Here is a 24,837-nt window from a genome sequence, read left to right on the forward strand (position 1 = left end):
CGGACATATGGGGCTGCTCCTCGTATCCGATTGCAATGGCAGACATCCGGGAACTCGACCCCCAGACAGTCGAACGTATCGCGGCCGGCGAAGTGGTCGAGCGCCCGTCCAGCGTCGTCAAGGAACTCGTCGAGAACAGCCTCGACGCCGGAGCCAACCGCGTCGAGGTCGCCGTCCAGTCGGGTGGTATCGACGGCATCCGCGTCACCGACGACGGCGCCGGCATGACCGATGAGGAGGTCCGGCAGGCCGTCGAGAAACACACCACCAGCAAGATTACCGACATCGCCGACCTCGAAGGCGGTGTCGGCACGCTCGGGTTCCGCGGCGAGGCGCTGCACGCAATCGGCGCAGTCTCGCGGCTCACCATCACGACGCGCCCGCGAGAGGACCGAGTCGACGGGAGCGTCGACAGCGGGACTGAACTCGTCGTCGAGGGCGGTGAGGTGACGAGCGTCGCGTCCGCTGGCTGTCCGACGGGAACCACGATAGAGATTCGGGACCTCTTCTACAACGTGCCCGCTCGGCGGAAGTATCTCAAACAGGCCTCGACGGAGTTTGCACACGTCAACACCGTCGTCACCAGTTACGCCCTCGCCAACCCCGACGTGGCTGTCTCGCTGTCCCACGACGGCCGGGAGACCTTCGCGACCACTGGCCGCGGTGACCGCAGAGAGACGGTCATGGCGGTGTACGGCCGCGAAGTCGCACAGTCGATGCTTCCGGTCGACGACGCTTCGATGCCTGACGGTCCACTCGATGGCGTCTCGGGGCTGGTCAGTCACCCCGAGACGAACCGTGCCTCCCGGGAGTACCTCTCGACCTTTGTCAACGGTCGGTACGTCACCGCTTCGACGGTCCGTAACGCCGTCGTGGAGGGGTACGGCGCACAGCTGGCGTCGGACCGGTTTCCCTTCGCCGTCCTCGACCTCGCCGTCGACCCCGCCGACGTGGACGTAAACGTCCACCCCCGGAAACTCGAAGTCCGCTTTGCCGACGACGAACAGGTCCGCGAGCAGGTCACTACGGCCGTCGAGCAGACGCTCCTCGAAGAGGGGCTGATTCGTTCGTCGGCACCGCGTGGCCGCTCCGCGCCCGAGCAGACCGAGATTCGCCCCGGCGACGGTACCGATACCAGTGGGGACTCGACAGCCGGCGAGGCCGATTCTGAACCGACCGACGACGCCACGCCGGAGACCGAATCCGAGCAGACCGAGACGAGGCCGGACACGACGATGTCACCGACACACACCGAGTCACCGGCGTCGCCGCTGTCGGCCAGCGCGCGGGAGTCGATCGAATCCACAGACTCGACGGATTCGCACCAGGACCCGGACCGCGAGTCGACCGACGAGACAGAGGACGGGGGCGTGGCAGACACGACAGGTGCGAGCGAGACGGAGACATCCGGGCGCGGACACCCGGGAGACGACTCAGACCGGAAGTTCGCCGCCAGTCACGACCAGCAGCGACTCGACGGCGACAGCCTCGCGGACCGCCGTGACTTCGACACGCTGCCGGCCATGCGCGTGCTGGGGCAGTTCCACGACACCTACGTCGTTGCCGAGACGGACGACGGGCTCGTACTCGTCGACCAGCACGCAGCGGACGAACGAATCAACTACGAGCGGCTCCGGGCGGACTTCGACGGCGAGACGACGACGCAGGCACTCGCCACTCCGGTCGAACTGGAACTGACGGCAAAGGAGATGGCGGTGTTCGAGCGCCACGGCGACGCCCTCGCGCGGCTGGGATTCCGGGCCGACCGCGTCGACGAGCACACTGTCGCGGTGTCGACAGTGCCCTCGCTGGTCGCGGACGTCGCTAGCCCCGACCTGCTCCGGGACCTGCTTGGCGACCTCGTCACCGGCGAAGCGGCCGCGGCCGAGACAGTCGACGCCGCAGCCGACGAACTGCTCGCCGACCTGGCGTGCTATCCCTCGATTACCGGCAACACGTCGCTCACCGAGGGGTCTGTGGTGGACCTCCTCGAGGCGCTTGACGACTGTACGAACCCATACGCGTGCCCGCACGGTCGCCCGGTCGTCGTCGAACTGGACACCGACGAACTGGAAGCGCGCTTCGAGCGCGATTACCCCGGTCACGGCGGGTAGGCGGTGCTGTCGCGTTCGCTCCTGTCGGATCGGGCTAGGGAACTAAGCCGCTCGGTTGTGATTGCCCTCGTATGCCAGAGTTCGTGACGTTCGGGGAGACGCCGTTGCGCCTCTCACCGCCGGGGAAAGAGCGCCTCGAAACGGCCGATACGGCGACAATCGACGCGGACGGGACCGAGAGCAACGCCGCCGTCACGGCGCAACTGCTCGGTGTCGACAGCACCTGGGTCTCGAAACTGCCCGACTCCCCGCTGGGCCGACGCATCGTCGCCGAACTGGAGAGTCACGGTATCGAAACCGAAATCGCGTGGGCAGACAGCACCGACACCCGGCAAGGGCTCGTCTTTCACGAGTCTGGTCATCCACCCCGGGAGGCGCTGCGCTGGCACGACCGGAACGGGTCGGCGACGGCGACGGCCACACCCGGCGACTTGCCGATGGACCGCATCCAGTCCGCTGACGTCGTTTTCACTGGGCTGAGCACGCCCGGCCTCTCCCGGGACGCCGCGGAGACGACCAAGGCGATGCTCCGTGCGGCCCACGGGAGCGGTGCGACGACTGCCATCGACGTCGACTACCAGCCTGGGTTCGCAGACCCTGACTTCCTCAAAGACGTCCTGCTGGAACTGTTCGAGCACCTGGAGGTGCTCATCGCCAACGAATCGAAGATTCGGACGGTGCTCGACCGCTCCGGAAAGCCCCGTGAACTGGCAAACACCATCGCCGCGGACTATGACCTCGAGACAGTCGTCATCACGCGCAGCCAGCACGGTGCGGTCGCGCTCCAGGACACTCCGGGGACGAACGTAATTCACGAGCGCGAAACCGTCGAGAGTGCCGCACTGGACGACTCCGGCCAGCACGGCGCGTTCTCCGGTGGCTTCCTCGGGCGCCTCGCCGAGGACGACGACCTCTCTGCGGCGCTGAGCTACGGTGTCGCCGCTGCGACACTCGCCCGGACCGTTCCGGGGCCGCTTTTGACGGCCGACCGGAGCGAGGTCGAACGCGTCGTCGACGACGTCATCGAGAAATCGGGGTGAGGCGCCGCGCCGACGGCGAGTCTGGTCGCCGCCTTGCGTCGGTTCGGTACTAAGCCGTCGTTAGAGATATAAGACCCACTGCCGACAATCCAGATATGTCACGCTTCTCTGCTGGAGTCATCACGACGTTGCTGGTCGTTTCGGTGCTCGCCCCGGGCGCTATCGGCGGGGCGGCCGCACAGGACGATACTGTCACGGTGACACTCGCAGTCGTCGACTCGGACGGTGACCCGGTCGGCGACACCGACGTGTCGGTGACCTGGGACGGTGGCGCGGGGGGTCCAATAAATGTGACCACCGCCGGAAACGGGAAGGCGTTCGTCGATGTTCCCCGCGATGCTGACCTCGAAATCGACGTCCACGATGATAGGTACGTCCGAAACAAACCGTATCTCGAACTCGGCGCCAAGGAGGAGGAAGTCCGGGTTCCGGTTTCTCTGAGCGGCCAGGCGACGGTGACCGTTCAAAACGACAACGGCCCAATCTCCGATGCGACCGTTCGTCTCTTTGACGGTGCGAGTCGTGTCGACAGTGTCAGTACCGGAGCAGATGGAAACGCGACGACCCGTCGGCTCGAACGGGGGCAGTACCAGCTCCGTGTCGTCAAACCCGGCTTTTACGCGAACGAGTCGTCGCTGACTCTGACTGAGGAGAGCCAGAAGCAAGTCACGCTCGAACGCGGAACGGTGTCGGTCGACTTCCGTGTCGTCGACGACCACTTCGAGGAGGACCGCCCTATCGAGAATGCGACGGTACAGGTGTCCCAGCTGGGATTCTCCTCGCGAACGTTCGAGGGCGGCCAAACGTCGACCAGCGCACCGGTCAATCGTGAGTACACCGTCGAGGTTTCGAAGCCTGCGTACGATAGTCTGACTCAGCAGTTTGTCGTTGAGGAGGAGCCAGCGTCCGTCGAACTCGTCGTCTCCCGGAGCGACCAGCTCAACGTCGAGCCGGACAACGACCGGGTCGTCGTCGGCGAATCGACGAGCATCACGGTCACAGACGAGTACGGCGAACCCGTCTCGGACGCGGCAGTCGAGGTGGGCGGCCAGAGTGTGTCCGAAACTGACGAGGAGGGTCGGACCGAGTTCACTATCGACTCCGCCGGCAGCGTGACCGTCTCCGTCTCCGATGCCGGGCTGTCGTCGTCGGTTACCATCGAGGGCGTCGAGACCAACTCCGAGCTGACGCCCGGGCAGACGGCGACCGGTGACGAGCAGACCGGTGACTCGGAGGACGACTCGGCCGGAGATAGCGGACCTGGCTTCGGCGTGGCAGTCACCGTCGCGGCACTGGTCGGTGCGCTGGTGCTCGCGCGGCGCTAGCGCGGTTCGGGAAACTTAACCACGCTGCGCCGCTGGTACCGTCTATGACTGTTCTCGCCTCGGTCCACGACGACCACGGCGCAACCTACACGGACCGTGCGGGTCGGCGAGCCGTCGCCCACTACGGCAGACCAGAGCGTGTCCACCGCGCCGTCAGAAACGTCGTCGGCCTCATCGAACACACGTACGGCGTCCTCACCGTCACCGGCGCCGACCGCATCGATTTCGTCGACAACGCCGTCTCGAATCCTATCCCGTCTGCGGACGGCAAGGGAGTCTACGCACTGTTGCTCGACCCCCAGGGACGCATCGAGACGGACATGTACGTCTACAACGCGGGCGAGCGACTGCTCGTTTTCACCCCGCCCGGCGAGGCCGCACCGCTGGCCGAGGAGTGGCGCGAGAAGACGTTCATCCAGGACGTTACGATTACCGTCGCCACCGACGACTTCGGGGTCTTTGGCATCCACGGCCCGAAAGCGACCGAGAAGATAGCCAGCGTCTTCTCCGAACAGACGCCCGACCAGCCCCTCTCTTTTGTCCGCGGTCGCATGGGCGACCACGGCGTGACCGTCGTCCGAACCGACGGCCTCACCGGCGAGGAGGGGTACGAGGTGGTCTGTACTGCCGACGCGGCCGCGGGCATCTTCGATACGCTCGAAAACCACGGGATGAACGCCGCGCCCTTCGGTCACCAGACCTGGGACTCGCTTACGCTCGAAGCCGGCACGCCGCTGTTCGAGACGGAACTCGACGGCGAGGTCCCGAACACGCTGGGGCTGCGCAACGCCGTCGACTTCGAGAAGGGCTGTTTCGTGGGCCAGGAGGTCGTCTCTCGCGTCGAAAACCGCGGGCAACCGAGTAATCGCCTGATCGGGCTCACCGTCGAGACTGTCCCGGACACCGGGGCAGCAGTCTTCGCCGGCGACGAGGCCGTCGGCGAGGTCACACGCGCCGCCGAGAGTCCGACGCGCGAGGAACCCATCGCGCTCGCCCGCGTCGCGTTCGATACCGCGGGCGAGCTGACGGTCCGTGTCGACGGCACCGAAGTCGAGGCCCATCGCGTCGAGTTGCCATTTGTCGAGGGGTCGGACCAGTCGGCGCGCCTGCCGCAGTACTGAGAGACCTCTCGCTATTTCTGTACTGACGTTTATCAGCCGAGACGCGACCAGACAGCGTGTGCGCTGAGCATCGCCCGGCGACGGCTCGCGGCTGTGCGACACACCGTCGTCGGTTCCGTCTGTGTCGCCTGTTCGTCACAACTCCGCCAGCGACAGCTCACTACCGCGAGAACAGCGCGCGCAACTGCTCGCGCGAGAACAGCGTCGTCGGTCGGTCCATGTGAACGCCGATTTCCCCCTCGAAGAGCGTCATGCCGGCGCGCTGGAGAACTGTGGGTGCCGAGTAGCCCGCGCGGACGAGTTTCCCCAGTCGGATGTCCGTCCGGAGGTCCGCGCGCCACGCCCGCTCGTAGTCTCCCAGCGTGCCCGGGTCGTCGGAGTCGATTTCGCGGGCGGCGTGGTCGGCAGCAGTCATGCCATAGCGGATGCCACCGCCGGTGAAGGGTTTGGTCTGGGCAGCGGCGTCGCCGATGAGGAACGACCGGCGGCCGGTGACGCGCCGTGGCGGGCCAATCGGAATGAGGCCCGAACAGCGGCGGTGCACGTCGGCGCCGTAGTCGTCGACGAGTGCGTCGAACCGCTCGCGGACATCCGCGCTGTCTGCGGCCATTCCGAGGCCGTACTCGACGCCGGCGTCACCGCGCGGAATGCGCCACGCGAAGAATCGCGGGACGGTGAGGTGGACGTCGACGAAATCCTGGTAGTCCGGCGTCTCGTCGAACCCGAGCACGCCGTGGAGTAGTTCGTCGGGTTCGGGCAGTCCCAGCTCTCTTCGCACACGGGATTTCGGCCCGTCACAGCCAGCGACCATCTTCGCGCGGTGGCTCTCGACTCCCTCTGGGCCGCGAACCTCGACGGCGACGTGGTCGCGGTGCTCGGTGACGCCGACGACAGTATGGTGTTCGCGCAGGTCCGCGCCCGCTTCGCGCGCGGCGTCGGCGAGTACCTTGTCGAGGCCGACGCGGTCGATGACGTTCGAGACGGGGTCGTCCTTGTAGAACTCGTAGGCACGCGAGTCGGCACCGCCGAGATGAAAGCGCGCGCCGTAGACTTCGTTTTGCAGGAGCTTCTCGCGCGCGCCCGCCGGCGTAAACTCCCAGATGTCGGTACTGACGTGTCCGGAGCAGGCAAGCGGTGTCCCCACCTCACCCTGCTCAAAGACAAGCACGTCGTACCCGGACGCGGCCGCGCGGCGGGCGAACCGTGACCCCGCCGGTCCAGCCCCCACGACGACGAAATCGTGCATGCCCGGACGTGCCGGACTGAAAGATAAATCACTCACGATTGGTCGTGAACGACCCATATTGGGTGTCGATGGGGTTGAAACGGTGTGGTCCCCGGTCACATTGGACTCGAAAGGGGGTAAATGCCGAGAGAAAAAAGGAATCTTCAAAAGCAAGCCGCATGGAGACTCACACAATGATGGCTAGCATAGGCGCGTCTTTCTCGTTAGAGGGAATCGCATTCGCGCTGTTCGCCATGGTAACAGTGGGGAGCAGTGTCGGTGTCGTCCTCGTTCGCGACATCTGGCACGCAGCGCTGTTACTCGGCGTCGCGCTACTGAGTGTCGCAGTCCACTACGTGATGGTACAGGCTGAGTTCATCGCGGCAATGCAAATCCTGGTGTACGTCGGCGGCGTCCTCATCCTCATCACCTTCGCGGTCATGTTGACACGCGAGGACGACACGCTGGAGGTGCCAGTATGACAACCAAACCCCGTCCAATAAGTCTGGGCCGGAGTGCGCTCCCCGGGCTTATCGCGTTCGGGCTGTTTACCGTCATGGCGACGGTCTTCATCAGCGCCGAGTTCGATGTCGCGGAAGGATTCCCGGCCGGCGAGAGTATCGTGGCCGGCATCGGAAACTCGCTTCTGGGTATCACCGACGGCAGTCTGGTCGTCGAGAGTTTCCTGGTCGCGTTCATCCTCATCGCTATCGCGCTGGACGCGGCACTCGACGGCGCCATCCTGCTGGCCGAACGTGACGGAGGTGACGAGTAGATGGCTGTTTCACCCCAGTTCTATCTGCTGCTCTCGGCCATCGTGTTCTGTACGGGGCTGTTCGGTATCCTCGTGCGCCGCAACGCGCTGATGTTCCTGATGTCCGTCGAGTTGATGCTCAACGCCGCGAACATCAACTTCGTCGCCTTCTCGCACTACTATGGCAACCTCACGGGACAGGTGTTCAGCCTGTTTGTCATCGCACTCGCCGCCGCCGAGGTCGCCATCGGTATCGGCATCATCCTGGTGTTGTATCGTAACTTCGATGACATCGACGTGACCAAAGCAACGACAATGAGGTGGTAACTATGGCACTTGCATTCGACATCTCTCCGGCCATCGCGGCGCTTCCGTTTGCCGCGTTCCTGATCGCACTGGCGTTCGGCAACTACATGCCAAAGGGCGGCGCCCTCGCGGGCATCGCGGCGACCGGTGGCTCGCTGCTGCTGTCGCTGTGGGTAGCACTGACCCTCTTTGGCGGTGCCGACCCCTATCACACACAACTGTACGAGTTCGTCCTCGGCGCTGACGGCGTCGGTATCATTGACCTTACCTTTGGATTGCTTATCGACCCGCTCTCGGCGCTGATGCTGGTCATCGTCTCGCTCATCTCGTTCCTGGTCCATATCTTTTCGCTGGGATACATGAACGACGAGGGCGAGACCGGTCTGCCCCGGTATTACGCCGGTCTCGGGCTGTTCACCTTCTCGATGCTCTCCTTTGTCTACTCGGACAACCTCCTGATGGCGTTCATGTTCTTCGAGCTTGTGGGGTTGTGTTCGTACCTGCTCATCGGCTTCTGGTTCCGTCAGGACGGCCCGCCGAGTGCCGCAAAGAAGGCGTTCCTGGTCACCCGCTTCGGTGACTACTTCTTCCTCATCGGCGTCGTCGCCGTGCTGGCGACGTTCGGAACGGCACAGTTCGCCGGTGAGAACTCCTTCGTCGTGATGGCCGAGCACGCACTCGACCCCGGTCACACGGCCGAAATCACCACCTACCTCGGGCTCGGTGCCCAGGAGTGGTTCACCGTTGTCGGCCTGCTCGTCCTGGGAGGTGTCATCGGGAAGTCCGCACAGTTCCCGCTGCACACCTGGCTGCCCGACGCGATGGAAGGTCCGACGCCTGTCTCCGCTCTCATCCACGCAGCGACGATGGTCGCGGCCGGTGTCTACCTGGTCGCACGCATGTACGGGTTCTACGCACTCTCGCCGACCGCACTCGGCGTCATCGCGCTGGTCGGTGGCTTCACCGCACTCTTCGCGGCGACGATGGGTGTCGTCAAGCAGGAACTCAAGCAGGTGCTCGCGTACTCGACGATTTCCCAGTACGGCTATATGATGCTCGCGCTGGGTGGTGGTGGCTACGTGGCTGCGGTCTTCCACCTGACGACCCACGCCGTGTTCAAGGCCCTCCTCTTCCTCGGTGCCGGGTCGGTCATCATCGCCATGCACCACAACGAGAACATGTGGGACATGGGTGGCCTGAAAGACAAGATGCGCGTCACCTACCTGACCTTCCTTTCGGGCTCGCTCGCTTTGGCTGGTATCGTTCCGTTCGCGGGCTTCTGGTCGAAAGACGAGGTGCTCTACGAGACGCTCCTGCACGCGCTTGGCACCGACAGCACCGTCGGCACGCTCTTGCTCGCCGGCTACGCGATGGGGCTGCTCGCAGTCTTCTTCACCGGCTTCTACACCTTCCGGATGGTCTTCCTGACCTTCCACGGCGACGCGCGGTCTGACACGGCACGCGACCCCGAACCGGTCCGCTGGAACGTCAAACTCCCACTGGCCGTGCTCGGTGTCGGCGCAGCGACGGTCGGGCTCATCAACATGGCGCCGGTCGAGAAAGTCACCGGGATTCACCTGACCTTCCTCCACGACTGGCTCGACGGCAGTCTGAGTTCGCTGAACGCACACCATTACGTCGAGATTCTGGAGGCGGACTTCGGCGCAGGCTACCACGCGGCGGACCTCTCGCCGATTGGGCCGGGCGCCGTCTCGCTCGGACTCGCACTCGCCGGTGTCGGGACCGCCTACTTCCTCTACGGCGGTGCCGCGCCCGAACAGCACACGAAGAAACTCGGCTCTATCCGCACGCTACTCATGAACAACTACTACCAGGACGAGTATCAGGTCTGGCTGGCCAAGGGCGTCACCGTGCCGGTGGCGAAGGCGGCCGATACGTTCGACCAGGGTATCATCGACGGTGTCGTCAACGGCATCGGAAGCGTCTCGCTGTTCTCCGGTGAGCGCTTCCGGAAGATTCAGACGGGCGTCGTCAGCAACTACGCCGCGCTCCTGACGCTGGGGCTGACGCTCCTGCTTTTGGTCTTTGGCATCGCAGGGGGGTGGTTCTGAATGTACATCGAAGCACTCCTCGTTGCGACACTGGCCGCGGCCGGTATCGTCTTCCTGGCCCCGAACCGCATCGCCGGGAAACTGGCGACCGCTCTGTCGGTTGTCCCGCTCGTCGGCAGCCTCATCATGTGGTTTACCTTCGACGGCAGCGGCAACGCACTGCTTGCAGGCAGTACGATTGCCTTCGAGACGACGGCGACGTGGCTCCAGCTCGGTCCCTACCAACTGCAGTGGCACGTCGGCGTCGACGGTGTGAGCCTCCCGCTGCTCGCGCTGACTACCATCCTCACGACGCTCGCGCTCATCTCGTCGTGGACGCCCATCGACGAGCGTGAGTCGCAGTTCTACGGCCTCATGCTGTTCATGGAGGCCGCGCTCATCGGCGTGTTCACCGCGCTGGATTTCTTCCTCTGGTTTGTCTTCTGGGAGGGCGTGCTCATCCCGATGTACTTCCTCATCGGAGTCTGGGGCGGCCCGCGCCGGAAGTACGCCTCTATCAAGTTCCTCGTGTACACGAACGTCGCCTCGCTCGTGATGTTCATCGGTCTCTTTGGCCTCATCTTCGGGCTGGGCGACAACCTGACGACGCTCGGCCTGCCCGAAATCGCACAGTCGGTCCGCGGTGGTGAACTCGGCTCCTTTGCAGGGCTCGAACCAGAGGCGCTGAAACTCGCCGCGTTCACTGCCATGTTCGCCGGCTTCGCGGTGAAGGTGCCCGTCGTCCCGTTCCACACGTGGCTACCGGACGCACACGTCGAGGCCCCGACGCCGGTGTCGGTCATCCTGGCGGGCGTCCTGCTGAAGATGGGGACCTACGCACTGCTCCGATTCAACTTCACGATGCTCGCCGACGTGGCCCGCGATTACGCGGAAATCATCGCGGCACTCGGCGTGCTCTCGGTCATCTACGGGGCGATGCTCGCACTCGCACAGCGCGACCTCAAGCGCATCGTCGCGTACTCCTCGATTTCCTCGATGGGATACGTCATCCTCGGACTCGTTGCGTTCACGCCACACGGCTTTGGCGGGGCGACCTTCCAGATGATCTCCCACGGCCTCATCTCGGGGCTGATGTTCATGACCGTCGGCGTCTTCTACAACTCGACGCACACGCGGATGGTCGGCGACATGTCCGGGATGGCAGACCGGATGCCGTGGACGGCGGGCATCTTCGTCGCCGCCGCGTTCGGTTACATGGGCCTGCCACTGATGAGCGGCTTCGCCGCGGAGGTGCTGGTCTTCATCGGTGCCTTCCAGTCGACGACCATCGCTGGTGCCCCGTTCTACACGGCAGCGGCGATGTTCGGCATCGTCGTCGTCGCCGGCTACCTGCTGTGGGCCATGCAGCGCACGCTGTTTGGCGCGTTCGAACTGGAGACTGACTACGAAATCGGCCGCGCGCCGGCACACGATGTGGCGCCGCTGGTCGTCTTGCTCCTGCTCGTCATCCTGCTCGGTGTCGCCCCAGACATCGCCTATGAGATGATACAGGATGCGATTAATCCCCTTCTCGGAGGTGGTGCCTGATGGCAGCAATCGCACTCCCTGACACGGCCGCAATCGCACCGATGGCGCTGTTCGCGGTGACCGCACTGGTGTTGTTCCTCTACGACACCGTCGACCCCGACAGCATGAACTCCGAAGCGCTCGCCGGCATCTCCGTCGCTGGCTCGCTTTCGGTCCTTGGCGTCACTGGCTGGTATCTGGTCGCCGGCACCGGGCAACCGCCCGAAGGCGCTATCAAGCTCTTCGGTGACACCCTCGTCGTCGACGGGATGGCGCTGTTCTTTACGGCGCTTATCGCCAGCGTCGTCACGCTGGTGGTCGTCGCCAGCTACGACTACCTGAAAGGCCGCGAGAAGCAAGCGGAGTTCTACTCGCTGGTGATGCTGGCCGCAACCGGGATGGCCATGATGTCCGCGGCCAACTCCCTGGCGACGGCCTTCATCAGCCTCGAACTCGCCTCGCTGCCCTCCTACGCGCTCGTCGCGTACCTCAAACACAACAAGGGCAGCGTCGAAGCCGGGCTGAAGTACTTCCTCATCGGCGCACTCTCCTCGGCCATCTTCGCCTACGGCATCTCGCTGGTGTACGTCTCGACGGGCGCACTCCAGTTCGACGCCGTCGCGAGCGCGCTCGCGGACCCGACCGCACCGGGCGTGCTCGGCCTCGGCGTCATGATGCTCATCGGTGGACTGGCCTACAAGACCGCCAGCGTCCCGTTCCACTTCTGGGCACCCGAAGCCTACGAGGGCGCCCCGGCACCCATCTCCGGGTTCCTCTCTTCGGCCTCGAAGGCCGCCGGCTTCGTGCTCGCGTTCCGCGTGTTCACGGTCGCGCTTGGCGGCCCGGTCGGTGAACTCGCAATTCTGGATACGGTCGACTGGGTCGTCGCCTTCCAGATTCTGGCCGTCGTCACGATGACCGTCGGGAACTTCGCGGCGGTCAAACAGGAGAAGGTCAAGCGGATGCTCGCTTACTCCTCGATTGGCCACGCCGGCTACGTGCTCATCGCACTCGCTGCACTCACCGAAGGTGCCAACCACCAGCTCGTGCTCGGTTCCGGGATGGCCCACCTGCTCGTCTACGGCTTCATGAACACCGGTGCGTTCATGTTCATCGCCCTGACCGAACACTGGGGCATCGGCCGCGAGTTCGAGGACTTCAACGGCCTCGCCAAACAGGCGCCGTTCGCCTGTGCCGCGATGTCCATCTTCCTGTTCTCGCTTGCCGGACTCCCGCTCGGCGGTGGCTTCCTCTCGAAGTTTTACCTGCTGATGGCCTCCATCAACGGCGGCGTCGCGCTGCTGGCCATCGCACTCGTCGTCAACAGCGCCCTCTCGCTGTACTACTACACGCGCGTCGTCCGCGCGATGTGGATCGAAGAGCCAAACGGCGACGTCGAAATCGAGAGCTACCCGACGGGGCTGTACGCCGCAATCGCTATCGCGGCCGTCGCCACCGTCCTCCTGCTGCCCGGCTTCGGCCCGGTCATCGAGACCGCGCAGATGGCCGCCGGGATGCTCGTATAACACGCACCCACTTTTTGCAGCGGCGGGTGTCGCACGCGCGACTTCGTCGCGCGGCGCACCCTTCTCGCAAAAACTTGGGGAAAAAGGCTGCTCGCGCTCGGTAGACCGCTCGCAGGTGCTACCGTAGTTCCTTCCGCAACCGCACAGCACTGCTACCGGCAGGCCTGCCTTTCCCCGAATCGCGCGGCCCTGCGGGCACGCGCTCTCGGCCACGCCGGCCCCAGACCGCTCGCCTAACTGCGACGTAAGCTACCTTTATGCAAACCGCTCGCAAACACTGTTGCCGTGCAGATTTCGCTGTCGGTGAGTGTGTTGCTCCCCGTGGTGGCTATCGTTCTCGTAGCCGGGGTCGTCAACGGCATCCTCTACGTTTCGCCGATCTGGATGGGGAAAGCACAGTTCTACGCTGTCGCAGCAATCCTCGTTACGACAGTCGCCTGGCCGGCGCTCGAACTGCGCTGGCGGTTCCCAGACGTCACTGTCCGCTCGCCGGTCTATCGGTGCCGGGGCGACGACACGGCTGACGCGACAGAGAGCCAGGTCGACGACCCGGGAGACACAGAGTCGTAAGCGGCCACGTCCGGGGGCGACGGCCTTCGACGCCCGGTTAGTAAGCCCCAAGTGCTGTCCTGCGGAGGTGGAGATATGAAGGCGACAGCGAAAGCGCACCCGATTCAGGGACTGGTGAAGTACCACGGGATGCGCGACGAGGAACTCAGACTCCCGTATCACGACTCTATCAGCCTCTGTACCGCGCCGAGTCACACGAAGACGACCGCCGCGTTCGACGAGTCGCTGGCCGAAGACCAGTACGCCATCGACGGCGAACCAGTCGAGGGCCGCGGCGCAGAACGCATCCGCGCGGTCGTCGATCACGTCCGCGAACTGGCCGGCATCGACCACCGTGTGCGCTTCGAGTCGGAGAACACCTTCCCGACGAACATCGGCTTTGGCTCGTCGTCGTCTGGCTTTGCCGCTGCGGCGATGGCGCTGGTCGAGGCCGCGGGACTGGACATGACCCGCCCGGAGATCTCGACTGTCGCTCGCCGTGGCTCCTCATCGGCCGCGCGCGCAGTCACGGGCGCGTTCTCGCATCTGCGGACGGGACTCAACGACGAGGACTGTCGCTCCGAGCGGATTCCCGTCCCCGACGACCTCGAATCGGACCTCCGAATCGTCGCGGGGATGGTCCCATCCTACAAGGAGACCGAGGCCGCACACAAGGAGGCCGCCGACAGCCACATGTTCGAGTCGCGGATGGCCCACATGCACGGCCAGATTGCCGAGATGCGCGAGGGGCTCCGCGAGGGGAACTTCGAGGCGGTGTTCGAACTCGCAGAGCACGACTCGCTGTCACTTGCGGCCACGACGATGACCGGCCCCGCTGGCTGGGTCTACTGGCAACCCCGGACGATAGAGATTTTCAACGCCGTCCGCGAGCTCCGCGAGGAGGGTGTCCCGGTGTACTTCTCCGTCGACACCGGCGCGAGCGTCTACGTCAACACGACCGAGGCACACGTCGACCGCGTCGAGGACGTCGTCGCCGACTGCGGCGTCGACACGCGCGTCTGGGAACTCGGCGGACCGGCCGAGATTCTCGACGAGAGCGACGCCCTGTTCTGAGGCCGCTCCCTGTTCGCCCGTCGGAGGCCTTTACTCTGTCCCAGCCCAACGCCTGGTATGCACGTCGCCGTTCTCGGTGCTGGCTACGCCGGTATCAGTCTGACACGAAAACTCGAAAAGACACTCCCACCCGAAGACCAGATTACGCTCGTCGACGAACGGTCGACCCACCTCGTTCAGCACCTGATTCACCGCGTTGTCAGTCACCCGTCCCTGGCCGAGGACCTCCAGTTGCCTATCGAGGACTTGCTCGACCGTGCCGAGTTCCGGCAGGCGGAAGTCACCGGGTTCGACCCCGACACGGCGACTATCGACCTCGCTGACGGGACACTCTCGGCGGAGTATCTCGCCGTCACCCTCGGCGCAGAGACTGCCTTCTACGAGATGTCCGGCGTCCGCACACACGCGACGCCGCTGAAACGTATTGAAGACGCAGAGCAGATTCGCGACGACTTCGCGGACATCCAGGAACACGGCGGCAGCGTCGTCGTCGGCGGTGCCGGCCTCTCGGGTATCCAGATTGCGGGCGAACTCGCGTCGATGGCCGAGCACGAATCCGACGTCGAGGTCCATCTCGTCGAGCGCCTCGACACCGTGGCGCCGAACTTCCCCGAGCGGTTCCAGCGGGCCGTCGACGAGGAACTGCGAAACCGGGGCGTGACCGTCCACACCGGCCGCACAGTCGAGGCGGCCGACGACGACACCATCTCGTTTGCCGACGGTGGGGACCTGGCGTACGACCAGTTCATCTGGACGGGGGGTATCGCGGGACAGGACGTCGCCGGCGGCGACCGACCGCAGGTGCGTGCCGACCTCAGACTCGGCGACCGGGCGTTCGTCGCGGGCGATACCGCACGCGTCGTCGACGCCGACGGCCAGCCAGCACCCGCGAGCGCACAGACGGCTGTCCGGCAGGCAGACGTGGCGGCAAAGAACATCGGAAAGCTCCTCGCCCACGAGCGCAGCGGGGCGGGATTCGAGCCACGCCTGGACCGCTACCGGTACACGGAACTGGGGTGGCTGGTCAGCGTCGGTGACGGCGCCGTCGCACAGGTCGGCGGACAGATTGTTCGCGGGCGGGCGGCCAAAGCCCTGAAGACCACAGTCGGGGCTGGCTATCTCACGTCGATTGGCGCAGTCCAGAATGCAAGCGAGTACGTCTGGGAGAAAGTCGGCGTCGCCGAGGCAGACTGACGCCGTCGGTGACTACTCGGCTTCTTCGAGCGCGAGGTCGGGCGTCGTCCAGATCACGAACTCGCCGTCGTCGCGGTCGATGACGCCGTTGATGTAGTCTTCCTGCATGGGCGGGGTGTTGACCTGGTCGTCGCTGATCGGCGAGACCTGGTGGACGTCGTCGACGACCCAGCCGATGTGCCCCTGGTCTTCGAAGGCCTCGGCGTCGAAGACGACGATGAGGTCGCCCGCCTCCTTGTTCGGCTTGTCGATGGTCACCTTCGGATTGAGGATGGTCGTAATCTGCCCGCGGAGGTCGACCACGCCTTCGACGAACTCCGGCGTGTTGGGCACCCGCGTGATGTTGGTGTGCTTGACAATCTCCTCGATGTACTGGATGTCAAGACAGTACTGCTCGTCGTCGAGCGTGAACTCGAGGACGCGGGTGTCCGGTTCTCTGGTTTCTTCGGTTTCGCCAGCGAGACCCGCAGGCCCTGCCGCGTCTTCGCTTTCGGCTTCGGCCTCGGTGTCGTCCTCGGACTCCGCATCGCTTTCCTCCGGGGTCGCGACCTGTTCGGCCTGCTCCATGGTCTGTTCCATGGCCGCTTCCATCTGTTCGGTGCTTGGCAACTCCGCGTGCGTGCCGCTAACGTTCTCGGCTGTCTCGTCGATACTCTCGCCAGCCGCCTCGTCGGCCGCCGACTCGGCGTCCTGTTCCGGTTCGTCGCGTTCTGGCTCGTCGTCGCTTTCAGCCCCGTCGGTCTCTGGCTCCGTGGTGGTCGCTGCGGCGCCACCGTCTGTCGATGTGGCGGCCGCCGCGTCGTCGGTCGCTGTCGTCTCCTCCGACGTCGCCGTGTCGGCCGCTGGCTGTGTCTCCGCTGGTTCGTCGTCCTGGCCGGCGTCGGCCGTCTGTTCGTCGTCGGTTTCGGGCGAGTCGTCCTCGCCGTCGCGCTGTCCCTCGCGCATCCGTCGGATGCGCCGTGCTCGTTCCATGCGTTCGTTTTCACTCATGCTGTCACCTCGGCGTAGCCGAACTGCCTGTCGAGTTCCGTCGCAACGTCCAGGAAGACCTCCTCCATGTCGACGCGCTCCTCGTAGCCGAAAATCGAGGACCCGGCCGAGAACGCCCGCTGGAGTGCGACGCGTTTGCGGACCTCCCAGACGGGAAAGTCCGCGAACACTTCTTCTAACCACTGGAGCATCGTCCGGTCCTCGCTCGTGTTCTCGATGCGGTTTGCCACCACACCCACCGTGTTGACCTCGATACCGACCTGGCTCTCCAGGGCGGCAATCTGGTCGATGAGCAACTCGATTGCCCGCTCGGAGGTGGCCTCGGTCAGGGCGGGTACCAGGACGTTTCGCGTCGCGAAGATGCCGGTGTCGGTCAGTTTCCCGTAGAACGGCGGGGAATCGACGATGATGTAGTCGTAGTCGTGGTCGATCTCCGACAGCACCACGTCGAGTGCGTCGAGCGCGTGCCCTTCGGTGATGCCCGCCGACTCGACGTTGATTGCGAGCGATTCCAGTGCCTCGAGTCCGCCCGAGAGGTTCGGGTCGGATTTGATGCGTGCGATGAGGTCGGCAATCGTCAGTTCGTGCTCGGCCTGCAGGAGGTCGATGCTCGCCGGCAGGACGTCCATCTCATCGTGTTCGACGATGAGGTCGTTGACGACGTCCCGGCGCGTGTGGTCGGTCAGTGCATCGAACAGTGTCGGTGGCGCAGCGTCGTACGCCTCCACGAGCCCGAGTCCTTCGGTGGCGTTGCCCTGTGGGTCCAGGTCGACAAAGAGGACGTCCCGCCCGCGCTCGTTGAGCGCGCCAGCGACGTTGATTGCGACCGTAGTCTTGCCAGTCCCGCCCTTGGCGTTCGTCACACAGATTCGCGCACCAGTATCGTCGCCTCTCATCACCTGTTGGGAGGTCGGGTTCCCGACGTAATAAAAATACGTTCCTCATTATCACTCGGAAGAAAGCCGCGGCGACCGGCCGCAAGCGATTCCTGGTACCTCTTATACTCTCCCACAACGTCCCACCGTGTCCGCTTTAGGCCTGCAACCGCGGAACCGAAAGCGACGAAATTCCGGCGCAGACCCGTCAGACGGGCGTCTGACTGTGTGTAACCTTTAACTCGTTGGGGGGCGAAGGTTTCTGTATCATGAGTATCAACCCGCGCGATTACGACCTGGAGGAACTGCGGAAGATGGCCAGGAAGCGCGGGGGGCAGACCAACGGTGGTGGCGACTCCGAGGCCGACATCGGTCTCGGGTCGATGGGCTCGGGCGAGGAGGAACCGACCGGCCCCACCGGTGGCTCCTTCCGCGAAGGGCTGTACCGCGAACTCCTTCCCCTGGAGGCCGGGAGCGGCGAGACGACCAAACCGTACCTGAAGGAACTCCCCGAACACTACGCCGGAGAGAACCTCATCTTCGAGTGGCTCGAATTCCTCCTGCTCCACGCCGGCTATCAGGGTGCCACCGAAGCTTTGGACTACTACGAGTCGGTCGGCTGGATTACCGAGGCCGTCGAGGCAGACCTCGGCGATTACCTGCTCGGTATCGACGACCAGAGCGCAAACGACGGCAACGACCTCGACGTCGACGACCACATGCTGAGTCTCGTCTACGTTGCGAAACTGGCATCGATGGCCTGACCGGTCGTATAGCCTCCGTTACCTTTTTCGATTCTTATATACCGGGCGCGCTGTAACAGGCCGTGTATGAGTACCGATGTGGACGCCGAGACCGAAGAGGTGTCGGGCAGCAGCGGAAGCGACGGTGACGGGGCCGTACCCGTCGGGGTCAAACTCGGGAGCACACGGACTGTCATCGCATACCCCACCGAAGACGGGGGGCTACAGACTATCCGGACGCTGACCTGTCTGGCGAGCTACGAGGATGCGCTGACCGGCGAGGAGAAGTACCTCTACGGTGAGGAGGCCGCCCGGGAGTATCCCGACCGCGTGCAGTTTATGCTGCGCTCGGGACTGCCGGAGGACGAGGACCGTGCGGAACTGACCGAGCAGTTTTTCAGCACCGTCATCGAGTCCCACGACATCCCCGAGGATAGCGCGGTCGTCTACGCGATTCCGACTATCGACAACCCTGCCGGACTTGAGAACCTCCAGAACGTCATCGAGAACAGTCCCATCGGGACTGCGCTCATGGAGAGTTACCCCGAATCACTCTGTGGGTCTATCCCCGCCTTTGGCGACGACCTCGAAGCCATCGAGCAGATTTTCATCGCCGTCAACATGGGGTCGACGAACCTGGAAGCGTCTGCCTACCGGCGTGGCGAACAGATCTCTCCGTTCACGACCGGTGCGGTCACCGGCAACGAAGTCGACCGCGTCATCGCCAACTACGTCGAAGAAGAGACCCAGGGGCGGGTCAACATCGACATCACGACCGCCAGAGAGTACAAGGAAGAACACGCCGACTTCGAGGAGTTCGAACCCTTCACCGACATCATCCAACAGCCCGGCGGTGGCTCCCACGAGTTCACCATCGAGCGGTCGGTGATGGACGCGTGCAACGAGTACCTCGACGACGTTGTCGAGGAGTTTGCCAACACCTTCCTCTCGCAGTTGGCCAACGACCACATGAAAGTCTACCAGCTCGCACTCGACCGCCCGGTCGTGCTGACCGGTGGCATGGCCTGTATCCCGGGCGTCGTCGAGGAGTTCGAAGAACGCGTCGGCGAGGCACTCGGCCGCGACATCGAGGCCGTCGCCGCCGACCGGCCCGACCTCTCGGCGACCATCGGCGCACAGCGTATCGCTGCGCGACTCGCCCAGAACGACTAATCGTCGCCGTCGACCCAGCAGTCAAACCAGCGGATAACCCGCTGCCCCACATCGTCTGTGCCCTCGATGCCGTCCCCGAGGCGACGCGACGCCGTTTCGGTGCCCGTTCGCCGCTCGGTTCCGTGCGGGTCGCGTCTGAGTTCGTCTGGCAACGATATTCTAAACCGGGGCATACCCCAGAGTGTCTGTCAGCGCAACCGTAAAACCCCGTCAGACAACCGTCTGCTGCCCGCTGTGGTGTCTTCGACTGTCTGGGAACGGCCCGAGTGGTTAACAACGTGGACCTCGAACCACCACGTATGACCAACTGCCCTCGGTGTGGGACGCGGATGAGCCACAACGACGAGACGACGAAACTGACAGAGTACGTCTGTTCGAACTGCCACAACACCGAAATCGTCTGGAAACCGGCCTATCGGGTCACCGCGTAACCCGATTTTCCCGCCCCAGATAGCCGGCTCTCCCAGGGGGCGGAAACCATAATGATTAATAATCCCCTCGTCGTAGGAAGAAACGCAATGACTCAGTGTACCCGATGTGGCTCGCGGATGAACTACAACGACGAAACAACAAAGCTGACAGAATACGCCTGTCCGAACTGCCACAGCACGGAAATCATCCAGAAAGAATCGTTCCGCGTCACCGCGTGAAGATGAACCGACACAACGACGAACTCGGCCACATCGTATCGTCCGCACTGGTACACTCCGTATAGACGACTCTCGGCCCCGTTTTCTGACGTCCACTCACCGGCGAGCGGTGCCACCGGCGTAAGTCGTGTCGAGGAAAACCGAGACGGTTAGTCTGAGGCCTGTGCGCCCGAGCTGTTGATGCGGTAGTAGCCGGTAAAGCGGACGACATCGCTGTCGGGCGTGACTGCGTCGCTCACGGATTCACCGGCGACGAGCCGACGGACCGCTGTTTGCTCGTCTTCGGGGAGTTCGTCGTAGTCGCTGACCGTTGCCGTCTGCGGAACGTCGTCCAGTTTCTGTGCCGTGAGGTCTCGTACCATGTTTGAGGACTTCTATCACACTGTCAGTACTGGACGTACTTCAATCTACTGGGGCTATTTTTGCCGAGGAAAAGCCTCTCGCCGCCGATTAGATGGGTATAAAATAACAAACGTTCATATCGTAGACGAGCGCGAAACTCGGAACGGGCGAGACCCGGCTCCCAAATTGATTACCCTGTTCGGGACCAACGCGGGGTATGGTCGACGAGCGAAACGTCCTGGGAACCGAACTGGCGACCTGCAGCGAGGACCCGACGACGGGCTACCTGCGGGATGGCTGTTGTCACCACCTCTCCGGGGATGCCGGTCGGCACGAACTCTGTGCGGTGATGACCGACGAGTTTCTGGAGTACAGCAAGTCGCGGGGCAACGACCTGGTCACGCCGCGGCCGGAACTTGACTTTCCCGGCCTCTCGGCGGGCGACCGCTGGTGTCTCTGCATCGACCGCTGGCTCGAAGCGAAAGCCGCCGACGTCGCACCGCCGGTCGTGCTGGAGGCGACTGCCGAGCAAGTCCTCGACAGAGTCGAACTATCCGAACTCGAAGCGCTCGCTCACGAGAGCTAATCGCGGTCGCTTTTCACGCTGGCGTTCGTTACTCCACTCGATGTATCTCGCCGAGGAAGCGTGGCCGGACCTCCGGACGTACTTCGAGGAAGAGTCACTCGCAATCGTTCCGCTGGGGTCGACCGAACAGCACGGCCCGCACCTGCCGGAAGGGACCGACCACATGATTGCACAGGCGCTCGCCCGCGAGGCCGCAGCGCGGACCGGCTATCTCTGTACGCCGACCATCAACGTCGGCGTCAGCCCACACCACCGACAGTTCTACGGGACGATGTGGGTCGACGCGCCGGTCTTCCGGGACTACGTCGAGAGTTTCTCCGAGAACCTCGCGTACCACGGCATCGACCGCATCGTCTACGTCAACGCCCACGGCGGGAACGTCGAACACCTCCGGGAAGTCGGCCGACGCCTCCACGAGGCCGAGACGGCCTACGCCGTCGAGTGGATGTGGGACGAGTCGATACCCGACCTAGTCGACGACCTCTTCGAGACCAACGGCCCCCACGGCGGCCCCAAGGAGACGGCGATGATTCAACACATCGCGGGCGAGCTGGTCCACGAGGACCGACTGGCCGAGGCTCGTGACGGCGGCCTCACCGAGTTCGATGCCGACGCGATGCGCGTCCACGGCGCCCGAACGTTCTACGACGCCATCGACAACACCGAAAACGGCGTGCTCGGCGATCAGACCGACGCGACCGCCGAGAAAGGCGCACAACTGTTCGAAGCCGCGAGCGACCAGCTCGTCTCGCTGTGTGACTGGTTGGCCGACCGCGACCGCGCGGAACTGCTGCCCGAAGACCACGTCTGAATTTCCTGGGCTCTGCTCTGTCTCCTGCCGAGCGACCTGCTTAGTGTTGTTTTTGGACGTTCGTTTACTTCGGCTACGTACAGTCGTGATTATTCGTTATATATCTGGATAGTTAGTGATACTGACGCCAATAATCGAAGGTTTTTCAATCGTGCCCAGTGATGACGTGGTATGCGACTACATCGCAGGGACATCCACCAGGATGTCCGCGAACTGGGGGAGATGGTCGGCGACGTCATCTCCGAGCAGACAAGCGAGGGCGCCTTCGAGACTGTCGAACGACTGCGGACGACGGCAATCGACTACCGGGACGGGAACACCGACAGTCGGGAGCCACTGGAGACGGCACTGACCGCCGCCGACGACGACGAGATGCTCGTCGTCGCACGCGCGTTTACCACCTTCTTCGAACTCATCAATCTCGCCGAGGAGCGCGAGCGAGTCCGCGCGCTCAGAGAGCAGTCACAGGCGACACTGCCCGACGACGGCCTCGAGGAAGCCGCTATCGAACTCGCCGACGCCGACAGCGAGACCGCCCAGCAGATACTCGACGACGTGCTCATCCAGCCGACGTTCACCGCGCATCCGACCGAGGCACGGCGCAAGACGGTCAAATCGAAGCTCCGGTCGGTCGCCGACCACCTCCAGACGCTAGACCAGCAACTCCTGACCGACAAGGAGGCCGAGCAGGTGAAACGGGACCTCCGCGCCGAGGTGACGAGTCTCTGGCAGACCGCACAGTTGCGCGAGCGCCAGCCCGAACCGACCGACGAGGCGCTGAACGTCCAGTGGTATCTCGAAAACGTTCTGTTCGACGTCACCGGCGAAGTGTACGACGAACTCGAAGACGCGCTCAGCGAGGAGTTCGACGACATCGACGTGCCGAAACTCTTCGAGTTTCGCTCGTGGGCCGGCAGCGACCGCGACGGCAACCCCTACGTGACTCCCGACGTGACTGCGCAGACGCTGGAGCGCCAGCGCCGGGTCGTCCTCGAGAACTACCGCGAGCAGATTCGGAACCTCCTGGGAATCCTCAGCCAGGACGGCGGTCGAATCACGCTCGGTGACCGCGTCGCGGCGTCACTCGAGGCCGACCGCGAACGACTGCCGAACGCGGCCGAGACCGCAGCACAGCGAAACCACGACGAACCGTACCGACAGAAACTGCACCTGATTCGCGAGCGCCTCGACCGCGTCGGTGACCTCCGGCCGGGCGGATACGAGAGTGTCGAGGAACTGCGAACGGACCTCGAAGCCATCGCGGCGGACCTGCGAGCCAACGACGCCGAGCGCATCGCCGAGTCACACGTCGACCCGCTCGTCCGCCAGGTCGACACCTTCGGATTCAACCTCGCCAGCCTGGACCTGCGGGACCACCAGGAAAACCACACCGCGACGGTCGACGAACTCCTGGCCCGACAGCAACTCGATTACGCCGGGATGGACGAGGACGAACGGGTGGCCGTGCTCACCGAAGCCATCCTGGACGGTGATGGATTCGTCGACCTCACCGACACCGACGGCCTCTCTGAGACGGCCGCACGGGTCGTCGAGCGCTTTCGATCGCTCGCCGACTGGCAGGCCGAGTACGGCGTCGACGCAATCGACACGTACTGCATCAGCATGTGCGAGGAGCCGAGTCACGTCCTCGAAGTTCTCTTTCTGGCCTCGGAAGTCGGCGTCGTCGACCTGCCCGGCCACGCCGGGTTGGACATCGTCCCCCTGCTCGAGACGGAGTACGCGCTCTCGGGTGCCCGGCGCATCATGGGAACGCTGTTCGAGAACGAGGCGTACGCACAGGTCCTGGCGGCCCGTGACAACGTCCAGGAGATAATGCTTGGCTACTCCGACTCGAACAAGGAAAACGGCTATCTTGCCGCACAGTGGTCGCTGTACCGCAACCAGAAGCGCCTGGCGACTATCACCGACGACTACGACGTCGAACTCCGACTGTTCCACGGGCGCGGCGGCTCGATTTCCCGCGGCGGCGGCCCGATGAACGACGCGTTGCTCGCCCTGCCGACCGAGACGATTACCGGCGAGGTGAAGTTCACCGAACAGGGCGAAGCCATCTCGGAGAAGTACGCAAACGCCACCATCGCCGAGCGGGAACTCGAACAGATGCTCAATGCGCAGATGCGCGCCCGCTCGAACGCGCTCGAGCAGTCACCCGAGGCCGTCGACCAGCAGTGGCTCGACGCGATGGAAGTGGCCGCCGACGCCGCCAGAACGGCCTACCGTGACCTGCTCGACACGGAGGGGTTCGTCTCCTATTTCGAGCAGGCCACGCCCATCACCGTCATCGAAGACCTCAATCTGGGGTCGCGGCCGGCCTCCCGAACCGGCGAGCGGACCGTCGGGGACCTCCGGACGATTCCGTGGGTGTTCTCCTGGACGCAGGCACGGTGTGTCGTCCCCGGGTGGTACTCGCTGGCGTCGGGCCTCGACGCGTACCTCGACGACGGCGGTGATGTGGCGACACTTCAGGAGATGTACGAGCAGTGGCCCTTCTTCCGGACGATGCTCGACAACGCCGCGCTCGCGCTCGCGCGGACGGACATGGAGATTGCCGGCGAGTACGCCTCGCTCGCCGACGCGGACCTCCAGGAGCGTGTTTTCGCTCCTATCCAGGCCGAGTACGAGCGTGCGACCGAACTGGTCTGTGCGATAACCGGACGCGAGACGCTCCTTGAGGGTGGCTGGCTGGAGGAGAGTCTCCAGCGGCGCAATCCGTACGTCGACCCGCTGAACTACCTGCAGGTGCGACTGCTCGGGATGGACGACCGGACCGACATCGAGGAGCGGATTCTCCGTCTCACGGTCAAGGGCATCGCCGCCGGGATGAAAAACACCGGATGAGC

At 64.2% G+C, this 24,837-nt stretch carries 25 protein-coding genes; 20 read left to right on the forward strand and 5 right to left on the reverse strand.

What is annotated here, in order from left to right; all coding sequences use genetic code 11:
* Positions 1 to 35: 35 nt before the first annotated feature.
* The 4 genes from mutL to ygfZ all read left to right on the forward strand — a co-directional run bounded on the left by mutL (position 36) and on the right by ygfZ (position 5,600).
* Positions 36 to 2,114, forward strand: coding sequence for a DNA mismatch repair endonuclease MutL (gene mutL, locus QYL91_RS07730; RefSeq protein WP_302082798.1), 2,079 nt, complete (start codon positions 36 to 38; stop codon positions 2,112 to 2,114).
* A gap of 71 nt (positions 2,115 to 2,185) precedes the next feature.
* Positions 2,186 to 3,154 (forward strand): sugar kinase, encoded by a 969-nt coding sequence (locus QYL91_RS07735; protein ID WP_302082799.1) that lies wholly within the window; start codon positions 2,186 to 2,188, stop codon positions 3,152 to 3,154.
* A 95-nt stretch (positions 3,155 to 3,249) separates the two neighbouring features.
* Positions 3,250 to 4,479 carry a carboxypeptidase regulatory-like domain-containing protein gene (locus tag QYL91_RS07740; RefSeq protein ID WP_302082800.1) on the forward strand — a complete coding sequence of 410 codons (1,230 nt, stop codon included), beginning with the start codon at positions 3,250 to 3,252 and terminating at the stop codon, positions 4,477 to 4,479.
* A gap of 44 nt (positions 4,480 to 4,523) precedes the next feature.
* The gene (ygfZ, locus tag QYL91_RS07745; protein WP_302082801.1) at positions 4,524 to 5,600 is read left to right on the forward strand and encodes a CAF17-like 4Fe-4S cluster assembly/insertion protein YgfZ; all 1,077 of its coding nucleotides are present in this window, start codon (positions 4,524 to 4,526) and stop codon (positions 5,598 to 5,600) included.
* 160 nt (positions 5,601 to 5,760) lie between these two features.
* Here ygfZ and QYL91_RS07750 read toward each other — a convergent pair whose 3' ends face one another.
* Positions 5,761 to 6,846: a geranylgeranyl reductase family protein gene (locus tag QYL91_RS07750; protein WP_302082802.1), complete on the reverse strand. Its 1,086-nt coding sequence runs from the start codon at positions 6,844 to 6,846 to the stop codon at positions 5,761 to 5,763.
* A 176-nt stretch (positions 6,847 to 7,022) separates the two neighbouring features.
* Here QYL91_RS07750 and QYL91_RS07755 point away from each other — a divergent pair, with 176 nt between their 5' ends.
* From QYL91_RS07755 to QYL91_RS07795, 9 genes are all read left to right on the forward strand, one after another.
* Positions 7,023 to 7,307, forward strand: a complete 285-nt coding sequence (locus QYL91_RS07755; RefSeq protein WP_302082846.1) for an NADH-quinone oxidoreductase subunit J — start codon at positions 7,023 to 7,025, stop codon at positions 7,305 to 7,307.
* Positions 7,304 to 7,600, forward strand: coding sequence for a proton-conducting membrane transporter (locus tag QYL91_RS07760; protein WP_302082803.1), 297 nt, complete (start codon positions 7,304 to 7,306; stop codon positions 7,598 to 7,600). Before QYL91_RS07755 ends, QYL91_RS07760 begins: the two co-directional genes overlap by 4 nt.
* Entirely contained in the window at positions 7,601 to 7,906 is a 306-nt protein-coding gene (gene nuoK, locus QYL91_RS07765) for an NADH-quinone oxidoreductase subunit NuoK (RefSeq protein ID WP_302082804.1), read from the forward strand.
* 2 nt (positions 7,907 to 7,908) lie between these two features.
* Positions 7,909 to 9,957, forward strand: coding sequence for an NADH-quinone oxidoreductase subunit L (gene nuoL, locus QYL91_RS07770; RefSeq protein ID WP_302082805.1), 2,049 nt, complete (start codon positions 7,909 to 7,911; stop codon positions 9,955 to 9,957).
* A complete protein-coding gene (locus tag QYL91_RS07775) occupies positions 9,958 to 11,484 on the forward strand; it encodes a complex I subunit 4 family protein (RefSeq protein ID WP_302082806.1) in 1,527 nt (508 codons plus the stop codon).
* Complete coding sequence (locus QYL91_RS07780; RefSeq protein ID WP_302082807.1) at positions 11,484 to 12,989, forward strand: NADH-quinone oxidoreductase subunit N; 1,506 nt, start codon at positions 11,484 to 11,486, stop codon at positions 12,987 to 12,989. The genes QYL91_RS07775 and QYL91_RS07780 overlap by 1 nt, the downstream gene beginning before the upstream one ends.
* Positions 12,990 to 13,274: 285 nt before the next feature.
* Positions 13,275 to 13,559 (forward strand): hypothetical protein, encoded by a 285-nt coding sequence (locus QYL91_RS07785; protein WP_302082808.1) that lies wholly within the window; start codon positions 13,275 to 13,277, stop codon positions 13,557 to 13,559.
* Between the two features lie 75 nt (positions 13,560 to 13,634).
* Positions 13,635 to 14,612, forward strand: a complete 978-nt coding sequence (gene mvaD, locus QYL91_RS07790; RefSeq protein WP_302082809.1) for a phosphomevalonate decarboxylase MvaD — start codon at positions 13,635 to 13,637, stop codon at positions 14,610 to 14,612.
* Between the two features lie 57 nt (positions 14,613 to 14,669).
* Positions 14,670 to 15,806, forward strand: a complete 1,137-nt coding sequence (locus QYL91_RS07795) for an NAD(P)/FAD-dependent oxidoreductase (RefSeq protein WP_302082810.1) — start codon at positions 14,670 to 14,672, stop codon at positions 15,804 to 15,806.
* A gap of 12 nt (positions 15,807 to 15,818) precedes the next feature.
* Here QYL91_RS07795 and QYL91_RS07800 read toward each other — a convergent pair whose 3' ends face one another.
* Both QYL91_RS07800 and QYL91_RS07805 read right to left on the reverse strand, forming a co-directional pair.
* Positions 15,819 to 16,796, reverse strand: a complete 978-nt coding sequence (locus QYL91_RS07800; protein ID WP_302082811.1) for a chemotaxis protein CheW — start codon at positions 16,794 to 16,796, stop codon at positions 15,819 to 15,821.
* On the reverse strand, positions 16,793 to 17,692 hold the full coding sequence (locus QYL91_RS07805) for a ParA family protein (protein ID WP_302082812.1): 900 nt from the start codon (positions 17,690 to 17,692) through the stop codon (positions 16,793 to 16,795). Before QYL91_RS07805 ends, QYL91_RS07800 begins: the two co-directional genes overlap by 4 nt.
* Before the next feature lie 248 nt (positions 17,693 to 17,940).
* Between QYL91_RS07805 and QYL91_RS07810 the strand changes: the two genes are divergently transcribed.
* Together QYL91_RS07810 and QYL91_RS07815 are read left to right on the forward strand one after the other, a co-directional pair.
* Complete coding sequence (locus QYL91_RS07810) at positions 17,941 to 18,435, forward strand: FlaD/FlaE family flagellar protein (protein WP_302082813.1); 495 nt, start codon at positions 17,941 to 17,943, stop codon at positions 18,433 to 18,435.
* Between the two features lie 66 nt (positions 18,436 to 18,501).
* Positions 18,502 to 19,587, forward strand: a complete 1,086-nt coding sequence (locus QYL91_RS07815) for an acetate and sugar kinases/Hsc70/actin family protein (protein WP_302082814.1) — start codon at positions 18,502 to 18,504, stop codon at positions 19,585 to 19,587.
* Here the strand turns inward: QYL91_RS07815 and QYL91_RS07820 are convergent.
* Positions 19,584 to 19,739 carry a hypothetical protein gene (locus tag QYL91_RS07820; RefSeq protein ID WP_302082815.1) on the reverse strand — a complete coding sequence of 52 codons (156 nt, stop codon included), beginning with the start codon at positions 19,737 to 19,739 and terminating at the stop codon, positions 19,584 to 19,586. The genes QYL91_RS07815 and QYL91_RS07820 overlap by 4 nt on opposite strands.
* A gap of 147 nt (positions 19,740 to 19,886) precedes the next feature.
* Between QYL91_RS07820 and QYL91_RS07825 the strand changes: the two genes are divergently transcribed.
* A complete protein-coding gene (locus tag QYL91_RS07825) occupies positions 19,887 to 20,018 on the forward strand; it encodes a hypothetical protein (protein ID WP_302082816.1) in 132 nt (43 codons plus the stop codon).
* 87 nt (positions 20,019 to 20,105) lie between these two features.
* Positions 20,106 to 20,237: a hypothetical protein gene (locus tag QYL91_RS07830; protein ID WP_302082817.1), complete on the forward strand. Its 132-nt coding sequence runs from the start codon at positions 20,106 to 20,108 to the stop codon at positions 20,235 to 20,237.
* 149 nt (positions 20,238 to 20,386) lie between these two features.
* On the opposite strand, the gene QYL91_RS07835 is transcribed toward QYL91_RS07830, so the two are convergent.
* Positions 20,387 to 20,599 carry a DUF7979 domain-containing protein gene (locus QYL91_RS07835; RefSeq protein ID WP_302082818.1) on the reverse strand — a complete coding sequence of 71 codons (213 nt, stop codon included), beginning with the start codon at positions 20,597 to 20,599 and terminating at the stop codon, positions 20,387 to 20,389.
* 197 nt (positions 20,600 to 20,796) lie between these two features.
* Here QYL91_RS07835 and QYL91_RS07840 point away from each other — a divergent pair, with 197 nt between their 5' ends.
* The 3 genes from QYL91_RS07840 (at position 20,797) to ppc (ending at position 24,835) form a co-directional block, all read left to right on the forward strand.
* Complete coding sequence (locus QYL91_RS07840; protein ID WP_302082819.1) at positions 20,797 to 21,165, forward strand: DUF2237 family protein; 369 nt, start codon at positions 20,797 to 20,799, stop codon at positions 21,163 to 21,165.
* Positions 21,166 to 21,205: 40 nt separating this feature from the next.
* Positions 21,206 to 21,976 carry a creatininase family protein gene (locus QYL91_RS07845; protein ID WP_302082820.1) on the forward strand — a complete coding sequence of 257 codons (771 nt, stop codon included), beginning with the start codon at positions 21,206 to 21,208 and terminating at the stop codon, positions 21,974 to 21,976.
* A 171-nt stretch (positions 21,977 to 22,147) separates the two neighbouring features.
* On the forward strand, positions 22,148 to 24,835 hold the full coding sequence (ppc, locus tag QYL91_RS07850) for a phosphoenolpyruvate carboxylase (RefSeq protein ID WP_302082821.1): 2,688 nt from the start codon (positions 22,148 to 22,150) through the stop codon (positions 24,833 to 24,835).
* The last annotated feature ends 2 nt before the right edge of the window (positions 24,836 to 24,837 follow it).

This window comes from Salinibaculum rarum (assembly GCF_030505615.1).
In the GTDB taxonomy this organism is placed as follows: Archaea; Halobacteriota; Halobacteria; order Halobacteriales; family Haloarculaceae; genus Salinibaculum; species Salinibaculum rarum.

What these genes read in the sequence shown, in the direction of transcription:
- mutL (WP_302082798.1), top strand. Translation starts at nt 36, where the DNA reads ATGGCAGACATCCGGGAACTCGACCCCCAGACAGTCGAACGTATCGCG.
- QYL91_RS07735 (WP_302082799.1), top strand. Translation starts at nt 2,186, where the DNA reads ATGCCAGAGTTCGTGACGTTCGGGGAGACGCCGTTGCGCCTCTCACCG.
- QYL91_RS07740 (WP_302082800.1), top strand. Translation starts at nt 3,250, where the DNA reads ATGTCACGCTTCTCTGCTGGAGTCATCACGACGTTGCTGGTCGTTTCG.
- ygfZ (WP_302082801.1), top strand. Translation starts at nt 4,524, where the DNA reads ATGACTGTTCTCGCCTCGGTCCACGACGACCACGGCGCAACCTACACG.
- QYL91_RS07750 (WP_302082802.1), bottom strand. Translation starts at nt 6,846, where the DNA reads ATGCACGATTTCGTCGTCGTGGGGGCTGGACCGGCGGGGTCACGGTTC.
- QYL91_RS07755 (WP_302082846.1), top strand. Translation starts at nt 7,023, where the DNA reads ATGGCTAGCATAGGCGCGTCTTTCTCGTTAGAGGGAATCGCATTCGCG.
- QYL91_RS07760 (WP_302082803.1), top strand. Translation starts at nt 7,304, where the DNA reads ATGACAACCAAACCCCGTCCAATAAGTCTGGGCCGGAGTGCGCTCCCC.
- nuoK (WP_302082804.1), top strand. Translation starts at nt 7,601, where the DNA reads ATGGCTGTTTCACCCCAGTTCTATCTGCTGCTCTCGGCCATCGTGTTC.
- nuoL (WP_302082805.1), top strand. Translation starts at nt 7,909, where the DNA reads ATGGCACTTGCATTCGACATCTCTCCGGCCATCGCGGCGCTTCCGTTT.
- QYL91_RS07775 (WP_302082806.1), top strand. Translation starts at nt 9,958, where the DNA reads ATGTACATCGAAGCACTCCTCGTTGCGACACTGGCCGCGGCCGGTATC.
- QYL91_RS07780 (WP_302082807.1), top strand. Translation starts at nt 11,484, where the DNA reads ATGGCAGCAATCGCACTCCCTGACACGGCCGCAATCGCACCGATGGCG.
- mvaD (WP_302082809.1), top strand. Translation starts at nt 13,635, where the DNA reads ATGAAGGCGACAGCGAAAGCGCACCCGATTCAGGGACTGGTGAAGTAC.
- QYL91_RS07795 (WP_302082810.1), top strand. Translation starts at nt 14,670, where the DNA reads ATGCACGTCGCCGTTCTCGGTGCTGGCTACGCCGGTATCAGTCTGACA.
- QYL91_RS07800 (WP_302082811.1), bottom strand. Translation starts at nt 16,796, where the DNA reads ATGAGTGAAAACGAACGCATGGAACGAGCACGGCGCATCCGACGGATG.
- QYL91_RS07805 (WP_302082812.1), bottom strand. Translation starts at nt 17,692, where the DNA reads ATGAGAGGCGACGATACTGGTGCGCGAATCTGTGTGACGAACGCCAAG.
- QYL91_RS07810 (WP_302082813.1), top strand. Translation starts at nt 17,941, where the DNA reads ATGAGTATCAACCCGCGCGATTACGACCTGGAGGAACTGCGGAAGATG.
- QYL91_RS07815 (WP_302082814.1), top strand. Translation starts at nt 18,502, where the DNA reads ATGAGTACCGATGTGGACGCCGAGACCGAAGAGGTGTCGGGCAGCAGC.
- QYL91_RS07825 (WP_302082816.1), top strand. Translation starts at nt 19,887, where the DNA reads ATGACCAACTGCCCTCGGTGTGGGACGCGGATGAGCCACAACGACGAG.
- QYL91_RS07830 (WP_302082817.1), top strand. Translation starts at nt 20,106, where the DNA reads ATGACTCAGTGTACCCGATGTGGCTCGCGGATGAACTACAACGACGAA.
- QYL91_RS07835 (WP_302082818.1), bottom strand. Translation starts at nt 20,599, where the DNA reads ATGGTACGAGACCTCACGGCACAGAAACTGGACGACGTTCCGCAGACG.
- QYL91_RS07840 (WP_302082819.1), top strand. Translation starts at nt 20,797, where the DNA reads ATGGTCGACGAGCGAAACGTCCTGGGAACCGAACTGGCGACCTGCAGC.
- QYL91_RS07845 (WP_302082820.1), top strand. Translation starts at nt 21,206, where the DNA reads ATGTATCTCGCCGAGGAAGCGTGGCCGGACCTCCGGACGTACTTCGAG.
- ppc (WP_302082821.1), top strand. Translation starts at nt 22,148, where the DNA reads ATGCGACTACATCGCAGGGACATCCACCAGGATGTCCGCGAACTGGGG.